Origin of the sequence: Pyxidicoccus fallax, assembly GCF_012933655.1 — a bacterium.
Lineage (GTDB): Bacteria > Myxococcota > Myxococcia > Myxococcales > Myxococcaceae > Myxococcus > Myxococcus fallax.
This window is the reverse complement of record NZ_JABBJJ010000226.1, coordinates 1-20,788: the sequence shown is the minus strand read 5'-3', so window position 1 is coordinate 20,788 and position 20,788 is coordinate 1. Positions and strand designations below refer to the sequence as shown.

The 20,788-nt window shown below is 72.6% G+C and carries 6 protein-coding genes; 1 reads left to right on the top strand and 5 read right to left on the bottom strand.

Translation table 11 applies throughout. The features are described 5' to 3' along the window. Nucleotides 1-18: 18 nt before the first annotated feature. Genes HG543_RS56875 through HG543_RS35540 form a run of 3 tightly spaced genes read right to left on the bottom strand, consistent with a single transcriptional unit; the run spans nucleotide 19 to nucleotide 15,898 of the window. On the bottom strand, nucleotides 19-4,788 hold the full coding sequence (locus tag HG543_RS56875) for a beta-ketoacyl synthase N-terminal-like domain-containing protein (protein ID WP_169349366.1): 4,770 nt from the start codon (nucleotides 4,786-4,788) through the stop codon (nucleotides 19-21). 60 nt (nucleotides 4,789-4,848) lie between these two features. Continuing rightward, nucleotides 4,849-9,405: a type I polyketide synthase gene (locus HG543_RS35545; RefSeq protein ID WP_169349365.1), complete on the bottom strand. Its 4,557-nt coding sequence runs from the start codon at nucleotides 9,403-9,405 to the stop codon at nucleotides 4,849-4,851. Nucleotides 9,406-9,412: 7 nt separating this feature from the next. Beyond that, on the bottom strand, nucleotides 9,413-15,898 hold the full coding sequence (locus tag HG543_RS35540; RefSeq protein ID WP_169349364.1) for a MupA/Atu3671 family FMN-dependent luciferase-like monooxygenase: 6,486 nt from the start codon (nucleotides 15,896-15,898) through the stop codon (nucleotides 9,413-9,415). A 369-nt stretch (nucleotides 15,899-16,267) separates the two neighbouring features. On the opposite strand from HG543_RS35540, the gene HG543_RS35535 reads away from it, so the two are divergent. After that, nucleotides 16,268-17,614 (top strand): cytochrome P450, encoded by a 1,347-nt coding sequence (locus HG543_RS35535; protein ID WP_281404496.1) that lies wholly within the window; start codon nucleotides 16,268-16,270, stop codon nucleotides 17,612-17,614. A gap of 11 nt (nucleotides 17,615-17,625) precedes the next feature. On the opposite strand, the gene hppD is transcribed toward HG543_RS35535, so the two are convergent. Together hppD and HG543_RS35525 are read right to left on the bottom strand one after the other, a co-directional pair. Then, on the bottom strand, nucleotides 17,626-18,699 hold the full coding sequence (gene hppD, locus HG543_RS35530) for a 4-hydroxyphenylpyruvate dioxygenase (protein ID WP_169349362.1): 1,074 nt from the start codon (nucleotides 18,697-18,699) through the stop codon (nucleotides 17,626-17,628). A 159-nt stretch (nucleotides 18,700-18,858) separates the two neighbouring features. Beyond that, complete coding sequence (locus HG543_RS35525) at nucleotides 18,859-20,508, bottom strand: cyclic peptide export ABC transporter (protein ID WP_169349361.1); 1,650 nt, start codon at nucleotides 20,506-20,508, stop codon at nucleotides 18,859-18,861. Nucleotides 20,509-20,788 lie beyond the last annotated feature (280 nt).

Below are 20,788 nucleotides of genomic sequence, written 5' to 3'. Positions count from 1 at the left end.
GTGTGGGGGAGGGGAGGCTCAGTCGGCGTCGTCCGAGTCCTCGTCGTCCGAGCGCCGGCGCTGCCGCTGGCGCTGGAGGTTCTGCTTGCGGCGCTGGAGGGTGGACTCTCGCTCCTCGGCCTCGGAGGCGGCGGCGCCGGGGCCGGCTTCGGGCGGCTTGAGGAGCGCCGCCAGCGCCTGCACGGTGACGCCCTCGTAGAGGCTGGAGGCCGGCACGTCGATGCGCAGCCGCCGCTTGAGCCGGTCGCTGAGCTGCACGGCGATGAGCGAGTCACCGCCCAGCTCGAAGAAGTTGTCCTGCGTGCCGATGGGGGCCACGCCGAGCGACTGCTGCCACAGGTCCACCAGCGTGCGCTCCAGCTCGGTGGTCGGCGCGACGTACGCGCTGCGCAGGCTGGCGGGGCGCGCGTGCAGCGGGCGCGCTCCGGCCTCGGGCTCGGTGCTCGCGGGCGTGGAGGGGGTGGCCTCGCGCGGGGCCTGCCAGCGGCTGAGTCTCGCGGGCAGGTCGTGGGTGGACACGGCCACGTAGGCACCCGTGGCATGGGCGAGGGCGCGGCCGAAGGCATCCGCGCCCTGCTCGGGCGTGAGGGCCAGCCGGTCCAGCTCGGCGCCCCGGGCACCCGGGTGCGCGCCGTAGTCCTCCACGCGCACCACGTCCCAGCCCAGGCTCAGCCACCGGCGGCCCTCGCGGGAGCGGGCCTGCGCGAAGGCGTCCTGGTACAGGCTCGTCGCGGCGTGCGCGACGGTGGCCACTCCTCCGAGCAGGGCGGACAGGGACGAGCCCACCACGCGGAAGTCCAGCGGACGGTCGCCGAGCGCCGCGTCCAGCAGGGCGAGCCCGCGCGCCCGAGGCTCGAAGTGCGAGGCGGTGACGGTGGCATCCGTCTCGTTGACGAGCCGTGCCACCTTGTCGGGCGGCAGCCAGGCGCCGTGCACCACGCCGTGCAGCGCGCCGAAGCGGGAGACCGTCGTCTCCACGGCCGCGCGCACCGACTCCAGGTTGCCGAGGTCCGCCGCGATGACGGCGACCTCTGCGCCCAGGGACTCCAGCGTCCGGGCACGGCGGATGCGTTGAGACACCGCGTCCGTCTCGGGGTGGCCGGCGAGGTACGCGTCCCACGTCTCCCGCGCGGGGAAGCCCGGGGCTTCCACGCAGGCGAGCTTCACGCCCTTCGCGCTCCGGGCGAGCCCCTGGGCCTGCATCGCGCCCATGCCGCCCAGGCCGTGGGTGACGAGGTACACGCCGCCGTCTCGCACGACGGGCGCCGCGCCCTCGGTGGACTCGCTGCCCGTGCGAGGCAGGCCCTGGGGGGACGTCCCACCGCCCGCCGCGGCAGGCAGCGGCGTCGGCTCCACGAACTGCACCCAGCGGTGGGGACCGCGCAGCGCCACCACCGCATCCGCGCCCTGGCCCCGCAGCTCGGCGCGCAGGGCGCGCACGGTGGACTCGGGCAGGTGGGTGCTCGCGGAGGGCAGCACCACGTCCACGCCGCGGAAGCTCAGGTGCGGGTGCTCCTGCGGCACCACGCGGCACGGGCCCAGCAGCGTCGCCTTCTCCGGGGCGAGCACCTCGTCGCCCGTCACGTCATGCAGGTGGTTGGACACCACCCAGACGCGGCACGGGCGCTCCGGCGTGTGCTCCGCCAGCGCTCGCGCCAGGGCGACGAGGCTGAAGTAGCCACCGGGCTGGGCCTGCGCGAACGAGGCCGGCACGTCGCGAGTGAGGCTCCACAGGTGCAGCACCGCGTCCGGCAGCAGCCCCGAGTCGCGCAGCGCGCCCAGCAGCGAGCCGAAGTCCCGGGCCGAGTCCGGCGCGACGGTGAACTCCCGCTCGCCGTTGCGAGCGAAGCCGGCGCCGGGCCGGACGCGCAGCACCACGCGCTCCTCGCCGGACTCGGGGGCGAGCAGCGCCTCACCGGCGGAGACCTCGTCCTCCAGCACCAGCCACACGCGCCGGGCGGTGTCCTTCGTCGCCGGCAGCGGCGAGCGCTTCCAGGACGACGCGTAGAACCACTGCTCCAGCGGCGCCTGCTCCTGGGGCATGGCCCCGTCGGTCGCGACAGCCGTCTTCGCACCGGAAGCCGTGGCCTCCGGAGCCTGCATGGCGGAGGGCTCCACCCAGAAGCGCTGGCGCTCGAAGGGGTAGGTCGGCAGCGGCACGCGGTGACGGCGCTCCGTGCCGTGGAAGGCCTTCCAGTCCACGGTGGCCCCGGCCTGCCAGAGCCGGCCGAGCGTCTCGTACGCCAGCGGCGGCGTGCCGGTGGGCACGGTGTCCTGCGGCGGAGGCATGGACGCGAGCACGGCGCGGGTGGGCGAGTGCTCCGGGTGGCGCTTCGCCAGCCGTCCCAGCACCTGTCCCGGGCCCACCTCCAGCAGCACGCGCTTGGGGTCGGAGAAGAGGGCGTGCAGTCCATCCGCGAAGCGCACCGCGCCGCGCAGGTGCTGGGCCCAGTAGCGTGGGCTCGTGGCCTGCTCGGCGGTAATCCAGGTGCCGGTGACGTTGGAGATGAAGGGCAGGGTGGGCGCGCTCAGCCGCACCGCGGCGACCTGCGCGGTGAAGGCGTCGAGGATGGGGTCCATCATCGACGAGTGGAACGCGTGTGAGGTCACCAGCACGTGGGTCTGAACGCCCGCGTCCTTGAGCTGGTTCCGCACGGCCTCGATGGCTTCATGCGTGCCGGACAGCACGCACTGCATGGGGGAGTTGAGCGCGGCGAGGCTCAGGCCGCCGCTCAGGTACGGCTGCACCTCGTCCTCGGACAGCGGCACCGCCAGCATGGCGCCGGAGGGCAGCGCCTGCATCAGCCGTCCCCGCGCGGCCACGAGCTGCAGCGCATGCTCCACGGAGAGCACGCCCGCGAGGCACGCGGCCACGTACTCGCCGATGCTGTGCCCCAGCATCGCCGCCGGCTTCACGCCCCACGACATCCACAGGCGCGCGGTGGCGTACTCCACGACGAAGAGGGCGGGCTGCGTCAGCGACGTCTGCGCCAGCTTCTTCCCGGACTCCTCGGCGGCCTCGGGCTTGGGGTACAGCACCGTGCGCAAATCCAACCCGTCCAGGTGCCGCTTGAGCACCTCCGCGCAGCGGTCCACCTCGGCGCGGAACACCGGCTCCGACTCGTACAGCGCGCGGCCCATGTCCACGTGCTGCGAGCCCTGGCCCGGGAAGAGGAAGGCCACCGGACGCTCCACCGCGTCCTGCGACTCGGTGATGACGCGCGGGCCCTGGGGCTGCGACAGCGCCTCCACCGCGTCCTCCACGCTCCGCGCCAGCACGAAGCGGCGGTGCGCGAAGCGCTGACGTCCGGCCTGGAGCGTCCATGCCACGTCCGCGAGGTTCGCACCGGGCTGGCTGCGCAGCGCCTCGGTCAGCCGCTGCGTGGCGGACTCCAGCGCCGCGGGCGTGCGCGCGGACACGGGCAGCAGGTGCCACGCGCGGCGCGACGGCGCGCTGGCGGGAAGCTTCGGGGCCTCCTCCAGCACCACGTGCGCGTTGGTGCCGCCCACGCCGAAGGAGCTGACACCCGCGCGCCGCGGAGTGGCCCCCGTGGGCCAGGGCTTGAGCGCGGCGTTGACGTAGAAGGGGCTGCCGTCGAAGTCGATGGCCGGGTTGGGCTTCTCGTAGTGGAGGCTGGGCGGCAGCTCCCCGTGCGCCAGCGCCATCGCCGTCTTCATCAGGCCGGTGACGCCCGCTGCCGCGTCCAGGTGGCCCACGTTGCCCTTCACCGAGCCCAGCGCGCAGAAGCGCCGGCGCTGCGTCGTGGCGCGGAAGGCCTTGGTGAGGGCCTGCACCTCGATGGGGTCGCCCAGCGGCGTCGCGGTGCCGTGCGCCTCCACGTAGGAGATGGCCTCCGCGTCCAGGCCCGAGGCCGCGAGCGCCTCCGCCACCACCTGCGACTGGCCCTCCACGCCAGGCGCGGTGTAGCCCGCCTTCAGCGAGCCGTCGTTGTTGATGGCCGAGCCCTTGATGACGGCGTGGACGGTGTCTCCGTCCTCCACCGCGGCCCGCAGCTTCTTGAGCACCACCACGCCCGCGCCGCTGCCGAACAGCGTGCCCTGGGCCTTCGCGTCGAACGGCCGGCAGCGCCCGTCGGGGGACGCCATGCCGCCTTCGACATGCCGGTAGCCGTGGAGGAAGCTGACGTTGACGGACGAGCCGCCCGCGAGCGCCATGTCGCACTCGCCATTGAGCAGGCTCTGGCAGGCCTGGTGCACCGCCACCAGGGACGTGGAGCAGGCGCTCTGCACGGTGTGGCTCGCGCCGCGCAGGTTGAGCTTGTAGGAGACGCGCGTGGTGAGGAAGTCCCCGCCGTTGCCGATGTTGACCTGCACCGGCTCGAAGGACTCCAGCACGCGAGGGTTCCGCGCCAGGTTCATCAGCAGGTACGTGTTGAGCGTGGCGCCGCCGTACACGGAGATGGCGCCCGGGTAGTCGCGCGGCGAGTAGCCGGCCTGCTCCAGCGCCTCCCAGCACACCTCCAGGAAGACGCGGTGTTGCGGGTCGGTCAGCTCGGCCTCGCGCGGCGGCATGTCGAAGAAGGCGGCGTCGAAGGACTCCGGCTCCGGCAGCACGGCCGCGGCCCTCACGTAGGCCGGGTCGTCCAGCAACGCCTCGGGCACGCCGGCCGCGCGGCACTCCTCGCGGGTGAAGTGCTGGATGGACTCCACGCCGTTACGGACGTTGGCCCAGAGCTCCGCCACGCTCCGCGCGCCGGGGAAGCGCCCGGCCATGCCGATGATGGCGATATCGGCGTCGTCGATGTCGAGCGGAAGCTTCGTGTCCACGGCGGTGACTCCAGGGTGTCGCGTGTCTCGGGGTTGTCAGGTGGGGAAGGCCGGGCGTTGTTACTCGCGCCGGTTGCGCCGCTCCCGGCGCTGGGCGCCGCGGCTCTGGCTGGCTTCGAAGCCGGGCACCTCGGCGGAGGCGGCCTGGGACAGGCGCTTCGCGAGGGTGGCCACCGTGGGGGACTCGAAGACGGAGGTGAGCGGAACGTCCCGTCCCAGCTCCCGCTTCAGGCGTCCGACAATCTTCAGCCACAGGAGCGAGTTGCCCCCGAGGTCGAAGAAGTTGTCGTGGATGCCGAGCTGCTCCAGGCCGAGCTGCTCCTGCCACACGCGCACCAGCGCGCGCTCCACGTCGTCAGTGGGAGCCACGTACTCGGTGCCCAGCGTGGGCCGCGCGTGCAGCGTGCCACCGGCCGCGTCCTTCTTCGCCGCCGCGCCCTCGCGCCGGAGCCACTGCGCCAGGCGCGCGTCCAGGTTGCCCGTGGACACCACCACCTGTCCGGCCAGCGGCGACTCCACCACGCGGCGGAAGGCCTCCAGCGCCTCGTCTCGGGACATGGCGAACTGGTCGATGCTCGTCTGCACCGCCCGCTCGCCCTCGGCGGCGGCGACCGGCCAGCCGTCCCAGTTGGTGCTCAGCCACCGCGCCTGTCCTTCGCGCGAGCGCGCCACGGCGAACGAGTCCAGGAACGCATTGGCGGCGCCGTATGCCGCGAGCCCCAGACCGCCCAGCACCGCGGCGTTGGAGGACACCAGCACGACGAAGTCCAGCGCGCGGCCCGCGAGCGCCGCGTCCAGCGCGTAGGTGCCGTGCACCTTGGCCCGGAAGTGCGGTGCGCACGTGGCCGGGTCCATGCCGTTGAGCAGCGCCACCGCGCCGTCGCCCGCGAGGCCCGCCGCGTGGATGACGCCGTCCAGCGCGCCGAAGCGGATGTCCGCCTCGGCCAGGACGGCGCGAAGCTGCGCCTCGTCCGCGATGTCCGCGCGGGCCACCAGCACCTCGGCGCCCGCGGCCTCCAGCGCCTGCACCGCGCGCTGACGGCGGCCGTCCGCGTCGCTCGCGCCCGAGCGGCCCACCAGCACGAGTCGCGCCTGGTGCTTGCGCGCCAGGTGGTCCGCCAGCAGCAGGCCCACGCCGCCGAGACCGCCGGAGATGAGGTACACGCCGCGCGTCTTGAAGGGCAGGGCGGCCGGAGCGTCCGCCTCGATGCGCTGCGGCTCGTACGCCTGCACATGGCGGTGCGCGCCGCGCCACGCCACCACGGGCTCGTTGGAGCCGGACGTCACCTCGCGCAGCAGCGCCTCCGCGGCCTGGGGCACGGAGGCGCGCAGGTCCACGTAGCGGCAGGCGAGGGTGTCCTGCTCCTGTCCAATCACCTTGCACAGCGCCGGCAGCGTGGCGCGCTCGGGGGCCACCGCGTCCGCGCTCTCCACCTCCAGCGCCTCGCGGCCCACCACCGTCAGCGCCACCGGGCCGGGCAGCTCCGCCTCGGCCAGCGCCTGGGCCAGCCGCAGCACGCCGAAGTAGCCGCGCTCCTGGGCCTCTTCGAAGCGGGCTCCGGGCGCGAGCGACTCCTGGCCCGCGGGCGTGTCCAGGCTCCACAGGTACACCGCGCGCTCCACCTTGAAGTCCCGCGCCTTCAACGCGCGCAGCACGCCCAGGTGGTCCTCGCGCTCACGCGGGTTCACGGTGAAGTGGCGCTCCGTCTCCGCGTTGAAGTGCGAGCCCGGGGAGACGCGCACCACGGAATGGCCCTGCCGCTCCAGGCGGTCCGCGAGGGCCGCGCCCACGCCGCCCGTGTCCTGGTAGACGAGCCAGCCGCGCGGCTCCACCGCGCCGGCCTTGGGCAGCGGCAGTGGCGCACGCTGCCACGAGGGCAGATAGAACCAGCCGGCCACGTCCGCGCTCTTGCGCGCCACGCCCTTGCGCCGCGACGAGGCGGCCTCGGGCGCGAGCCAGTAGTCCTGGCCCTCGAAGGGATAGGTCGGCAGCGGCACGCGCAGTCGCCGCGCGCCACCGTGCACCGCGCTCCAGTCCACCTCCACGCCCGAAGCCCAGAGCCGGCCGAGCGTGGTGGCGAGGAACTCGTCATCCGCCACCGGGTCCTGCGGGTGGCGCAGCGAGGAGAGCACCGGGGGCGCCTTGGGGCCTGTGAGCTGCAGGCGCGCCAGCGTCCCCAGCGTGCGGCCCGGGCCCACCTCCAGGTAGACGCGACCGGGCTGGGCGGCCAGCGTGCGAACGCCGTCGCCGAAGCGCACCGTCTGCCGCAGGTGCCGCGTCCAGTACGCCGGGTCCACCGCTTCCTCGGGCGTCATCCACGTGCCGGTGACGTTGGAGACGATGGGCAGCGTGGGCGCGTTGCGCTTCAGCGTCCCGACGAAGGCCTGGAAGCGCGCGAGGATGGGCTCCACCAGGTGCGAGTGCGCCGCCACATCGATGGGGATGTGACGGAACTCCACCTCGCGCTTTGTCAGCTCCGCGGCCAGCGCCTCAATCGACTCCACCGAACCGGCCACCGCGCACTGCGACGGCCCGTTCATCGCGGCAATCGACAGCGTGGCCCCGAGCAGCGGGCGCACCTCGGCCTCGGGCAGTGGAACGCTCAGCATGCCGCCGCCGGGCAGCTCCTCGAAGAGCTTCCCGCGCAGCACCACCAGCGCCAGCGCGTCCTCCAGCGAGAACACGCCCGCGAGGCACGCCGCGGCGTACTCCCCCAGGCTGTGGCCGATGAGCGCCTCGGGCTTCACGCCCCAGGACTGCCACAGCTGCGCCAGCGCGTACTCCACGGTGAAGAGCGCGGGCAGCGCCAATGACGTGCGCTTGAGTTGCTGCACCGCGTCCGCCGCCTTGGCCGCGTCCGGGTACATGACGGGCCGCAGGTCGAAGCCCAGCCGGGGCCGCAGCAGCTCGCAGCACGTGTCCACGGCCTCGCGGAAGACCTTCTCGGAGGCGTAGAGGCCGCGGCCCATGTCCGGGTACTGCGCGCCGCCGCCGGGGAACATGAAGACGGCCGAGGGCACGGTGCTGCCCGGGGACAGCGTGAAGGTGCGCTGCGGGTCCTTCGTCTCCAGCGCCTTCAGCGCGCTGTCCCGGTCCCCGCACACCACCACGCGGCGGAACTCCATGGGCTTGCGGCCCACCTGGAGCGTCCACGCCACGTCCGCGAGCTGCTGCTCCGGGTGCGCCTCCAGATGCACCTTCAGGGCGGACGTCTGGGCCTCCAATGCCGTGGGCGTCTTCGCGGACACCGTCAGCAGCTGCCAGGGACGCGCCGCGTCTCCAGGCGCGGTGGCCGGGGGCTCCTCCAGGATGACGTGCGCGTTGGTGCCGCCGATGCCGAACGAGCTGACGCCCGCGCGCCGGGGCGTGTCCCCCTCCGGCCACGGCTTCAGCGTGGCGTTGACGTAGAAGGGGCTGCTGTCGAAGTCGATGCGCGGGTTGGGCTTTTCGTAGTTGAGGCTGGGCGGCAGCTCGCCGTGCTCCAGCGCGAGCACCGTCTTCACCAGCCCGGCCACGCCCGCCGCCGCGTCCAGGTGGCCCAGGTTGGTCTTCACCGAGCCCAGCCCGCAGAAGCCGCGAGCCTCGGTGCCGGCGCGGAATGCCTGCGTGAGGGCCTGCACTTCGACGGGGTCCCCCAGCGGCGTCGCGGTGCCGTGCGCCTCCACGTAGGTGATGGACTCGGGAGCCACCTCCGCCACGGCCTGGGCGCGAGCGATGACCTCCGCCTGTCCCTCCACGCCGGGGGCGGTGTAGCCCACCTTCACCGCGCCGTCGTTGTTGATGGCCGAGCCGCGGATGACGGCGTGGATGGTGTCACCGTCGTTGAGCGCATCCTCCAGCCGCTTGAGCACCACCACGCCCGCGCCGCTGCCGAAGAGCGTGCCCTGGCCCTTCTCGTCGAACGCACGGCAGTGCCCGTCCGGCGAGGTGATGCCGCCTTCCTGGTAGTGGTAGCCCGAGCGCTGAGGCATGTGCACGGAGACACCACCGGCCAGCGCGGTGTCGCACTGGTAGCCCAGCAGCGCCTGGCAGGCCAGGTGCGTGGCCACCAGCGAGGTGGAGCAGCCCGTCTGCACGGTGAGGGCGGGGCCCTTGAGGTTGAAGTGGTAGGCCACGCGCGTGGCGAGGAAGTCCTTGTCGTTGCCCACCATGGCCGGGAAGGTGTCCTCGGCCTGCTGGAACTCCGCGCGGGTGAGCAGGTTGAACAGCAGGTAGCTGCTCAGGCTGGAGCCGGCATAGACGCCCGTGGCGCCCGGCAGCCGGCCCGGCGCGTAGCCCGCGTGCTCCAGCGCCTTCCACGCGCACTCCAGGAAGATGCGGTGCTGCGGGTCCAGCAGCTCCGCCTCGCGCGGCGCATAGCCGAAGAAGGCCGCGTCGAAGCGACCGGGCCGCTCCAGCACGGGCGCGGCGCGCACGAAGTTCGGATTGGCGAGGAACCCCGGCTCGACGCCCAGCGCCTTCATCGCCTCGTCGGTGAAGAAGGAGATGGCCTCCTTGCCCTCGCGCAGCAGGTGCCAGAACGCCTCCACGTCCTCCGCGCCCGGCACGCGCACGGCCATGCCGACGACGGCTACCGCGAGGCTGGCATCCCCCTCGTACTGCTTCTGACGGCCCATGACGTGCCTACCCCTGCTTCCTTGCGCGCTGCTGCTGCCGCTTGAGGCTCTCGAGCTGCTTCTTCGCGCGGTCCTGCGCGGCCTCCACCGGCGCGGCGCCGGACGAGGGCTCCTGCCGCAGGTGGCGGGCGAGGGCGCTGATGGTCGGGTGCTCCAGCAGCTTCAGCAGCGGCAGGTCCTGACCCAGCGCCGCCTTGAGCTGCGTGTGCACCTGCACCATCAACAGCGAGTGCCCACCCAGGTCGAAGAAGTTGTCGTTGACGCCCACCTGCTCCACCTTGAGCACGCGCCGCCACACCTCGGCGATCTGCTGCTCCAACTGGCTCTGGGGCGCCACGTAGGCCGCACGGGAAGCCCGGGCCGCGGTGGGCACGGGCAGCGCCTTGCGGTCCACCTTGCCATTGGGCGTCAGCGGCAGCGCCGGCAGCTCGACGAGCAGCGACGGCACCATGTGCTCGGGCAGCCGCTGCGCCAGCGCGTCGCGCAGCGCCGTCGCGTCCACCGGCTGGCCGTCCCGCGCCACCACGTAGGCCACGAGGCGCACGTCGCCGGGCTCGTCCTCGCGGGCGACCACCACGGCCTCGCGCACCGCCGGCTGCGAGGCGAGCGCCGCCTCGATTTCACCGGCTTCGATGCGGAAGCCGCGCACCTTGAGCTGGTAGTCCACGCGGCCGAGGAACTCCACCGTGCCGTCGTCGCGCCACCGCGCCCGGTCACCCGTGCGGTACAGCCGCGCGCCGGGGACCCGGGAGAACGGGTCCGGCACGAAGCGCTCGGCCGTCAGCGCCGGCCGTGAGAGGTAGCCGCGCACCACGCCCTCGCCGCCGATGTACAGCTCGCCGGGCACGCCCACCGGCATCGGCCGCAGCTTCGCGTCGACGACGTAGAACTGCGTCCGGCTGAAGGGCGTGCCGATGGACGCCACCGGCCCCGTCTCCTGGCGCACGGCGTGGGTGGAGGACCAGATGGTGGTCTCCGTGGGGCCGTACATGTTGAGCAGCTCGCCGCCCTCCGGCAGCGCCCCGCGCAGCGACGTGGCCAGGGGCGTGGGCAGGGCCTCGCCGCCCACCATCAGCCGGCGCAGGTTGCCGAGGGCCTCGGTGGACTCGGGCTCGGCGAGCAGCGCGCGCGCCAGCGAGGGCGTGCACTGCAGGTGCGTCACCACGTGCTCGCGCAGGTTGAGGGGAATGGGGCGCGCGGCGCCGGAGCGGCGGCTGTCCCGGTCGCTGCGGGCCTTCACCTCGTTCAGCAGCGGCAGGCTGGCGAGCACCGTGTCCGCGGGGATGCCGAAGTCGATGAGGCAGCCCACCTCGTCCACGCCGGCCGCCTTGAGCTTCTCCACCTGCTCACGCACGGAGCGGGGCGTGCCGAACAGGCCGCTCGTCTCGAAGTAGCGCTCGAAGGCGTGTCCCGCGAGCCGGTCCAGGTCCGCCTCGGTGAAGGCGGCGGAGTTCATGTCCAGGCCCAGCGTGCCCGCGAGGCCGCGCATGAGGTCCGCGGAGCTCTTGAGGTAGTTGCGGAAGGGCTTCTCCACCACCGCGCGCACCTTGCCGGCGTCCTCGCCGATGAAGGTGTGCAGCATGAGGGTGACGTGGCCGTCGCCGGGGTGGCCCGCCGCGCGCCACGCCTCGCGGTAGAGGGCCAGCTTCTTCTCCAGGTCCTCCCACGTCTGTCCCAGCAGGTGCGTGAGGACGCGGCAGCCCAGCTTGCCCGCGCCGATGAACGTCTCCGGGTTGCCCGCGGCGGTGAGCCACACGGGCAGCTCCGCCTGAATGGGTTTCGGCCGCAGCTTCACGTCCACCTGCGTGCCCGCGCCGCCCGGCATGCGCAGCGTCTCGCCGCGCCACAGCCGGCGGATGGTGTCCAGCCCCTCCATCATCAGCTCGCGGCGCTTCTCGTAGCGCTCGGGGGCGAAGACGAAGTCATTGGCATGCCAGCCCGACGCCACGGAGATGCCCACGCGACCGCGCGAGAGGTTGTCCACGAGGGACCACTCCTCGGCCACGCGCACCGGGTGGTGCAGCGGCAGCACCACGCTGCCGGCGCGGATGCCCACGCGCTCGGTGACGGAGGCGATGGCCGCGCCCGCCACGGACGGGTTCGGGTACAGCCCGCCGAAGGCGTGGAAGTGGCGCTCCGGCGTCCACACCGCCGCGAAGCCGTTGCGGTCCGCGAACTTCGCGCCCTCCAGCAGCAGCCGGTAGCGGTCGCCTCCACCGTCGTCCGCGTCGTCCGCGAAGTAGAAGAGGCTGAACTCCGCGGGCTTGTGGCGCGCGGCGGCGACGCGGGCGGGCGCCTTCAGCAGCGCACCCTCGCCCTGCACCACGACCTTGAAGCCGCGCGTGAGCGTCCACAGCAGCTCCAGCACGGAGATGTCGAAGGAGATGCTGGTGACGGCCAGCCACGAGCCCGCGGGCTGGTGGCCCACGCGCGCGTCCATGGCCGTGAAGAAGTTGGCCACGCCGCCGTGCGGCACCATCACGCCCTTGGGCTTGCCGGTGGAGCCGGACGTGTAGATGACGTACGCGAGGTTCGCCGTCCCGGTGCCCGAAGCGGGAGGCCCGTCATGCTCGGCTGCCCCGGCCGCCTCCGGCCCGTCGAGCAGCAGGGTGCGCGCGCGCCCGGCGGGCACGCTGCCATCCAGGTGAGACTCGGTGAGCAGCACCGCCGCGCCCGAGTCCTCCAGCATGTACGCCAGCCGCTCGCGCGGGTAGTCCGGATCCAACGGGACGTACGCGCCGCCCGCCTTGAGCACGCCCAGCATGGCCACCACCATGCGCGCGGAGCGCTCCACGCACAGGCCCACGCGGACCTCGGGGCCCACGCCCAGCTCGCGCAGCCGCCACGCGAGCGCGTCGCTGCGCCGGTCCAGCTCGGCGTAGGAGAGCGTCTCGTCGTCGCCGGCCACCGCCACCGCGTCCGGCGTGCGAGCCGCCTGGGCGCGGAACTGCGCGTGGATGCAGAGCGCCGCGTCCTCCGGCTGGGGCGAGGTGGAGTCGTTCCAGTCCACCAGCAACCGCCGCGTCTCCTCGGAGGTGAGCAGCGGCAGGTCCTCGACGCGGGCCTCCGGCGCGTCCACCACCGCGCGCAGCAGCGTCTCCAGGTGCCCGGCCAGCCGCGCCATCGTCGAGGGCGAGAAGAGGTCCGTGCGGTACTCCAGCGCGCCGGACAGGCCGTCCGGCGTCTCCACCAGCGACAGCTGGAGGTCGAACTTCGCCGTGCCCTCCACCGCGCCGTCCGGCACCGGAAGCACCGGCTTCCAGGCCATGCCCGGCACGTTCATGTCCGTGGGGGGCAGCGCCTCCAGCAGCAGGCTCGTCTGGAACAGCGGGTTGTCCGCGCCACCCCGGGCCACGCGGGCCGCGGCCACCACCTCCTCGAAGGGCAGGTCGGTGTGGGCCAGCGCCTCGTGGAAGGCGCGGCGGGTGCGCGACAGCAGCTCGCGGAAGGAGGGCTGGCCGGCCACGTCGCCGCGCAGCACCAGCGTGTGGGCGAAGAAGCCCACCACGTCCCGCAGCTCGGGCCGCTCGCGGTGGGCCACCACGGTGCCCACGCCGAAGTCCTCCTGGCCGCTGTAGCGGTGCAGCAGCGCCGTCCACGCCGCGGCCAGGGTGACGAAGAGGGTGCAGCCCTCGCGGCGGCCCATCGCCCGCAGCTCCTCCACCAGTGGGCGGGGCAGGGTGAGCCGGTGCAGCGCGCCCTGGAACGCCGCCTCCTTCGGGCGGGGGAAGTCGGTGGGCAGCTCCAGCCGGGGCAGGCCCGCCAGCTTCTGCGCCCAGTACGCGCGCTGGCCGTCCAGCAGCGCGCCCAGGCCCTGCTGCCAGCGCGCGAAGTCCGCGTAGTGCAGCGCGGGCGCGGGCAGGGTGGGGGACTCGCCGGCCACGGCCATGCGGTATAGCGCCGCCAGCTCGCGGGCCAGCACGCCAATGGACCAGCCGTCCGTGGTGATGTGGTGCTGCGTCATCAGCAGCACGTGCTCCTGGTCGGCCAGCGCCACCAGCGCCGCGCGCACCAGCGGCCCCTCACCCAGGCGGAAGGCCTCGCGGGCCTGGGCCAGCGACAGCTCGCGCAGGTGGGCCTCGCGCGCCTCGGGTGCCAGCGCGCGCAGGTCGGACTTCGGCAGCTCCAGCGGCGCGATGGGGCTCACGGCGACGCGAGGCTGGCCGCCGGCCTCCGGGAAGGTGGCGCGCAGCACCGGGTGCCGCGCCACCAGCGCGTCCAGGCTCCGGCGCAGCGCGGCCTCGTCCAGCGGGCCGGAGAGGTGCAGCTGGAAGTGGATGTTGTAGAGCGCGCTCTGCGGCACCAGCCGGTCCAGGAACCACAGCCGGAGCTGGCCCGAGGACAGCGGCGCCTCCGCGTCCGGCGCCCCCGCGACGATGGCCGGCGCCACCAGCGCGGACACCGGGCGCACGCCCTTCCACGCCTCCACGAGGTGCGCGGCCGCGGAGCCCAGCGTCGGGTTCTGCCAGAGGAAGGCCGCGGGCAGCGACAGGCCCAGCTCCGACTCCAGCTTGCCGTGCAGCTCCAGCACCATCAGCGAGTCCAGGCCCAGGCCCGCCAGGTCCGTGTCCGCAGACAGCTTCGCGGCGTCCAGGCGCAGCACGCGCGCCACCGCGCGGCGCAGGAAGGCCTCCATGAGGCCCGCGCGCTCGGACTCCGACGCCGTCGCGAGCTGCTCCTTCAGCGGCACGCCCGACTCCGCGGTCTCCGCGCCGGAAGCCGCGGCCGCCTCCGCCGAGGCCTCCACGACGGACGCCTCCACCACTTCCAGCTCCCCGGCGAGATACGCGGCCCGGGTGGCGCGGCGCTGAATCTTGCCGCTGGACGTCTTGGGGATGCTGCGCGCCTGGATGAGCACCACGCCATGCGCATGCACGGCGTGCTCTTCCGCGAGGGCGCGGCGCACGGCCTCCACCACGGTGGCCGCGTCGAAGCCGTCGCGCATGTCCACCTCGGCCGCCAGCACCAGCCGCTCCTCGCCCTCCACCTCCACGCTGAAGGCCGCGCAGCAGCCCGCACGCACCGCGCGGTGCGCCCGCTCCGCCGACAGCTCCAAATCCTGCGGGTACAGGTTGCGGCCGCGGATGATGAGCAGGTCCTTGAGCCGGCCGGTGACGAACAGCTCGCCCGCCGGGGACACGAAGCCCAGATCTCCCGTGCGCAGGTACGGCCCTTCGCCGGACGCCAGCTTCGCGCCGAACGCGTGCGCCGTCTCCTCCGGCCGCGACCAGTAGCCCTGGGCCACGCTGGGGCCGGACACCCAGATTTCACCCACCTCGTGCGCCGTGCACGGCACCCGCGTCTCCGGATGCACGATGAGCATCCGCTGGTCCGGCGCGGACACGCCGGAGCCCACCAGCGTCCGCGCCCGCCCATCCTCCGCGCCCGTGGCCTTCCCGCGCTCCAGTGCCTCCGCGTCGAAAGTGCCGTGCACGAAGGGCTGCCCCTTCGTCCCGCCGGTGACGATGAGCGTGGCCTCCGCCAGGCCGTAGCAGGGGTAGAAGGCTGTCGCCTTGAAGCCGCTCGGGGCGAACGCCTCGGCGAAGCGCTCCAGCGTCTCGCGCCGCACCGGCTCCGCGCCGTTGAAGGCCAGGTCCCAGCTGCTCAGGTCGAGCCGCGCCCGGTCCTCGTCCGTGGCCTTCCGGACGCACAAGTCGTAGGCGAAGTTGGGGCCGCCGCTGCACGTGGCCTTGAAGTGGGAGATGGCCTCCAGCCACCGCAGCGGCCGCTGCAGGAAGGCGATGGGCGACATCAGCGTGCACGGGAAGCCCAGGTACATGGGCTGCAGCACCTTCCCGATGAGCCCCATGTCATGGAACATGGGCAGCCAGCCCATGCCCGACGAGCGCGACGCATCCAGCCCGAAGCCGCGGGTGATGAGCGCCTCGTTGTGGAGGATGTTGGAGTGGCTCACCATCACCCCCTTGGGGTTGCCGGTGGAGCCCGACGTGTACTGCAGGAAGGCCAGCGAGCGGGCGTCCAGCTCCGGCCGCTTCCAGTCCGCCGCGCGGCCTTCCGGCACCGCGTCGCTCGCCAGCCACACCAGCTCGCCCAGCTCCGGCGCCTGGGGCTTGAACATCTCCGACATCTCCACGATGAAGCTCGTGGTCAGCACGTACTTCGCGCCGCAGTCCTGGGCGATGGCGCGCAGGCGGGGCAGGGTGCGCTCCAGGCGCGTCGGGTCCGGCGGATAGCACGGCACCGCCACCACCCCGCCGTAGAGACACCCCATGAAGCCGGCCACGAACTCCATTCCCGGTGGGTAGAGCAGCAGCGCTCGCTCGCCCGCCGCCCCCAACTCGCGCAGCAGCGCGCCCAGCGCCCGGGCCCGCGTGTCCAGCCGCGTGTAGCTCCACTCCTCCACCGGGCCGTCCACGTCGCCCGTCTCGAGGAACCGGTAGAGCAGCGCGTCCCCTTGACGCTCCGCGCGGAAGCACAGCAGATCCACCAGCGTGGTGAAGTCGCTGGCCGCCTTCTCATGTCGCTCAGTCATTGCGTGCTCCCGCCCTCAGGCTCGCAAGGCCATATGGCGTCTTCGATATTTCCAGATGCAGGTGGTGACTTCGTCCGGACCGGACCGCGAGAGGCTCGCGGTCAGCGCCGCCCGGTGTCGAAGGTCGCCCGAGTCTCGCCACCCGCCGAGCCCGGCTCCGCGCTCCGGTGGGAACGGGGCGTCCAGGATGACTCGGGGGGCGGCGGCCTCGTCAGCAGGAAGGAAGATCGAAGGTGAGCCATGCCCAGCTGCTTTCATCCCTTGTTTTCTGAGGAATGTCTAGTCAGCCTGGAATCTGCCTAAACCCGCTGTATTGCGTGAAGGTCGGGGGGGCCTGCTACGCTGCCGCCCCCCCTTGCGAGACACCTCATGGTCCCCGCTACGTCTCTGTCGCTCCCTCCTGGTCCGCGCGGCAATCCCCTGTGGGGCAGCACCTTGCGACATGAGCGGGAGCCGCTGGAGCTCTTCACCGAGGGCTTCCGGAGGTACGGCGATCTGGTCCGCTTCCGGATGGGGCCACGGCCCTTCTACATGGTGTGTCACCCGGACCTCATCCGCCGCTTCCTGGCGGAGAACGCGGTGAACTACCCCCGCGAGAGCGGCCTGCCGGGCCCGCTGCTGGGCAACGGCCTCTTCGAGAGCGAGGGCGAGTACTGGCGCCGCCAGCGCCGGCTCATCCAGCCCGCCTTCCACCGCGAGCGGCTGCGCGGCCTCGTCGCGGACATGGCGCGGTCCATCCAGCGCATGCTGGACGGCTGGGACGCCCGCGCCGGCCAGCCCTTCGACATGGCTGAGGAGATGGGACGCCTGAGCATCCGGCTCGTCGGCCGCGCCGTGTACTCCGGCGAGCCGGATGACGCCTTGTGCCACGCGCTGCGCCGCCTCGCGTGGCTCGTCAACAACCCCCGTCACTGGCTGGTGCAGGAAGTCACGCGGCGGCTGGCCATCAACACGGCGCGGCGCCAGGAGTTCCTCGCCCACCTGGGCAGACTGGACGCCCTGGCCGCGGATGTGATCGCCCGCCGTCGCGCGGGCGGCCCGGAGGACGACGCCATGTCCGTGCTGGTGGCCGCGAAGGACCGCGACACCGGCGAGGGCATGACGGACAAGGAGCTGCGCGACGAGTTCATGAACCTCTTCGCCGCCGGCCACGAGGCCACCGGCACCGCGCTCACCTGGGCGTGGTACCTGCTGGCGGAACACCCCGAGGTGGCCGAGCGCCTCGCCTCCGAGTCCGCCGCCGTGCTGGGGGGCCGCGCGCCCACCGCGGAGGACCTGCCCCGGCTGCGCTACGCCACCCAGGTGTTCGAGGAGACGCTGCGGCTCTACCCTCCAGCGTGGCGCGTCACCCGTGTCGCGGTGGGCGCGGACAAGCTGGGGGGCCATGACGTGGCGCCGGGCACCGTCGTCTCCGCCATCTCCTACGTCGTCCACCGGCACCCCGCCTTCTGGGAGTCACCGGAGACGTTCGACCCGGACCGCTTCGCGCCGGAGCGCGCGCAGGGGCGCCACAAGTTCTCCTACCTGCCGTTCGGCGCCGGCCAGCACATCTGCGTCGGCAACAACCTGGCGCTCCTGAAGGGGACGCTCGCGCTGGCCATGGCTGCCCAGCGCTTCCGCGCTGCCGTGGCGCCTGGCTGGAAGGTGGCCATCCAGCCGGGCATCGTCCTCCAGCCTCGCGGCGGGCTGCCCATGACGGTCAGCCCCCGGAGCTGAAGGGCCGCGGGCTACCTGGCCGCCCGGAGCACCTCGCGCTCCTTCGCCTCGTAGAGCGCTTGGATGTTGGCGCCGCCGAAGCCGCGCGCGGACTCGCGCTGGATGACCTCGAAGAAGAGGGTGCGGCGCGCGTGCTGCGTGCGCGTGAAGACCTGCAGCAGGTGGCCCCACGCGTCGCGGTCCATGAGGATGTTGCGCTGCTCCAGCGTCTCGCGGCGGAAGCCGCCCAGGTCGCCCAGCCGCGTCTCCAGCGTCTGGTAGTAGCCCGGCGGTGCGTCGAGGATCTTCATGCCCGCCCGCGCCAGCACGTCCACGGCCCGGGTGATGTCCGGCGACAGGAAGGCCAGGTGCTGCACGCCCGAGCCGCCGTGGGCCGCCAGGAAGTCTTCCAGCTGCCCGCGGCGCGTGCCGGTGTACGGCTCCTGCATCGGGAAGCAGATGCGCCCTTCGGCCGTCTGCACCACCCGCGAGTTCATCCCGCTGTACTCCGTGCGCACGTTCTCCTCGTGCGTCTGCTCGAAGCCCAGCACGCCCTTGTAGAACTCCACCGCGTCCATCAGCGTGCCGCGCGCCAGGCACAGCGCCACGTGGTCCAGCGCGCTGAACAGCTCCTCCGCGTGCGCGGGTGGGCTCTCCAGCGGCAGGTACACGTCCGGCAGGAAGCCGCTCGCCGGCGAGTCGCGCTGGATGAACGAGTGCACCAGGTCACCGGGCCCGGCGATGGTCGCCTTCACCACCCGGCCGCCCGCGCCCTCGTACGTGGTGGGCTCCATCACCGCCTTCGCGCCCCGGCGCACCGCCTCGGTGAAGGCACCCGCGGCGTCCGGCGTCGCGAAGGCCACGTCCTTCACGCCGTCGCCGTGGAGGCGCACATACTCGGCCACCGGCCCCTCGGAGCCCAGCGCCGACGTGACGACCACCCGCGAGCTGCCCTGCCTCAGGACGATGGACCGCCGTCCCTCCAGACCGCTTTCTGGCGCCGCATGGGCCACCATGCGGAAGCCCAGCGCGTGGCAGAAGAAGTAGGCCGACAGCATGGCGTCGCCCACGTACAACTCCACATGATCCACGCTCGTGAATTCCACTTGGATGCTCCAGTCTTGTTGGCGTGGCCGTCCATTGCCTCATGGTCCGGCGGGACTATCTGCCAGTGAAAACGGTGATACATCCCTATCATGAATCACGGCTCTGACGTGAACCGCCGTGTATCCAGGCTGGAAGATTTCCCTCGCAGAATCCGGGCTTCAGGCCGAAATCGCAGTGTTCACGGATGTTTGCGTCACATCGGGTACAAGCCGACCCGCCTCGAGCTTTATTACGCGATCCGCGAGATGGAAGTAACGGTCGTCGTGACTGATGACGAAGACGAGCTTGCCGCGGCCGCGCAGCTCCGGGAGGAGTTCCCGGTAGAAAAGCTCACGGAATACAGGATCTTGGTCCGCGGCCCACTCGTCGAAGACGTAGATGGGGCGATCTTCCAGGTACGCCGTCAGCAGCGCGAGCCGCTTGCGCTGCCCCTGGGACAGGCTGGTGGTGGAGAGCCGGTCCTCCTCCAGCCGCACCTTGCGGTCCAGGTGGAGCCGCGCGAGATATTCCCGCGCGCGCTCCATCAGCTCGGGACGGCTGAGTCCCAGCAGGCGCTCGAAGAGGTGGAAGTCGTAGAAGACGGCGGTGAAGAGCTGGCGGTAGGCGGCGCGTGACTCGGACGTTACGGGCACGCCGTCCACGCGAATCTCGCCGGCCTCCGGCGCGTACAGGCCGGTGAGCAGCTTGGCCAGCGTCGTCTTTCCGCTGCCGTTGCCGCCGACGAGGAAGACGAGCTCGCCCCGCCGCAGCGTCAGGTCCAGGGGCCCCAGGGTGAAGTGGCCGTCCTCGTGCTCGCGGTAGTAGCTGTGGGTGATGCCGGCCAGCTCCAGCCGCTCGAAGGTGGTGGGCGCCTCCACCTTCCGGGGGGGGCTCTTGGTGGGGTCCTCCAGCGACAGCCCGAGCTTCTCCAGCTTCTTGATGGCCACCTGGCTGCGGGCGAGCAGGGGCAGCTGCGTCGCCAGGCTGTCCAGCGGCGACTGTACGTAGAGGACGACCAGCGTGTAGCCGACGAGGGTGGACATCTCCACGTCGAGGAAGCGGGGGATGCCGAAGAGGATGGCCCCGATGACGGCCACCAGCATGAAGCCGCCCCAGTTGGCGGTGACGAGGAAGATGTTGTTGGAGCGCGTCTGGGAGCGCGTCACCGCCTGGGCCGAGGCCTTCAGCTCCCGCTCGAAGAAGTCCTCACGCCGGTCCTGGTGCAGCTGCAGCTCCTTGGTGCCGTCCACGAGCGAGCGGAACCCCGAGAAGAGCCGGTCATGCTGCTCGCGCCGGTCATGGAGCTGCCGGTAGGCGAAGCGGATGGGGAGCACCACGCTGGCCCCCGCCACGGCGATGACCCCGAGCATCAGCATCAACACCGTCCCGGACAGGTATGCCAGGTACACGAAGCCGCCCGCGACGGTGGCCAGGTTGATGAGGGCGTAGGGCGCCGTGGAGATGGCCGAGCTGATGACGAAGATGTCGTCGGTGAGCGCCGCGAGGACGCGGTGCGAGCCGGCCTCCTCCAGCTTGCGCAGCGGCGCGCGGAGGATGCGCTCACACAGGTCCAGCCGCAGGTCCTCCACCACCTGCTGTTGCAATACATTGAGTTGCATCTGTGATAGCAGTCGCGTCATCAGGCTCGCCACCGCGAGCGCCGCGAAGGCGGGCAGCAGCGACCAGGCCTGGGCCGGCGTCTGCGACGTGAGCGCGCGGTTGATGGCCCACACGAGCCCCGCGCCCGCGGCGCCCGCGAGCACCCCGAGCACCACCGCGAGCAGGATGGGGCCTTTGGACCTTCGGAACAGCAGGGCGAGCAGAGTCAAGGCATCTCCCGGAGACCCATGGAGCCCCGGATCTCCGGGCTCCGGCCGCCGTCATACGTCATCACCGCTCGAATCGGTACCCCACCCCCGGCGACGCACCGCGTGAGCATGACGGAGAGTGAAGATGGAGCGGGCGGTGACAGCCACGGTGCGGGCGCGGATACTGCCGGCATGCATGTGTTCTCACGTGTCGTCACCGCCCTCGTGCTCCTGCTCGGATGCGCGTGGGCCGCGCTCGCCCTGTCGCTGACGGGGGCGGGGCCGGAGGGGGCTCATCCGC

Bases quoted from the DNA above. Each gene is read 5' to 3' on its own strand.
- HG543_RS35545 (WP_169349365.1), bottom strand. From the start codon at position 9,405: ATGGGCCGTCAGAAGCAGTACGAGGGGGATGCCAGCCTCGCGGTAGCC.
- HG543_RS35540 (WP_169349364.1), bottom strand. From the start codon at position 15,898: ATGACTGAGCGACATGAGAAGGCGGCCAGCGACTTCACCACGCTGGTG.
- HG543_RS35535 (WP_281404496.1), top strand. From the start codon at position 16,268: ATGGTCCCCGCTACGTCTCTGTCGCTCCCTCCTGGTCCGCGCGGCAAT.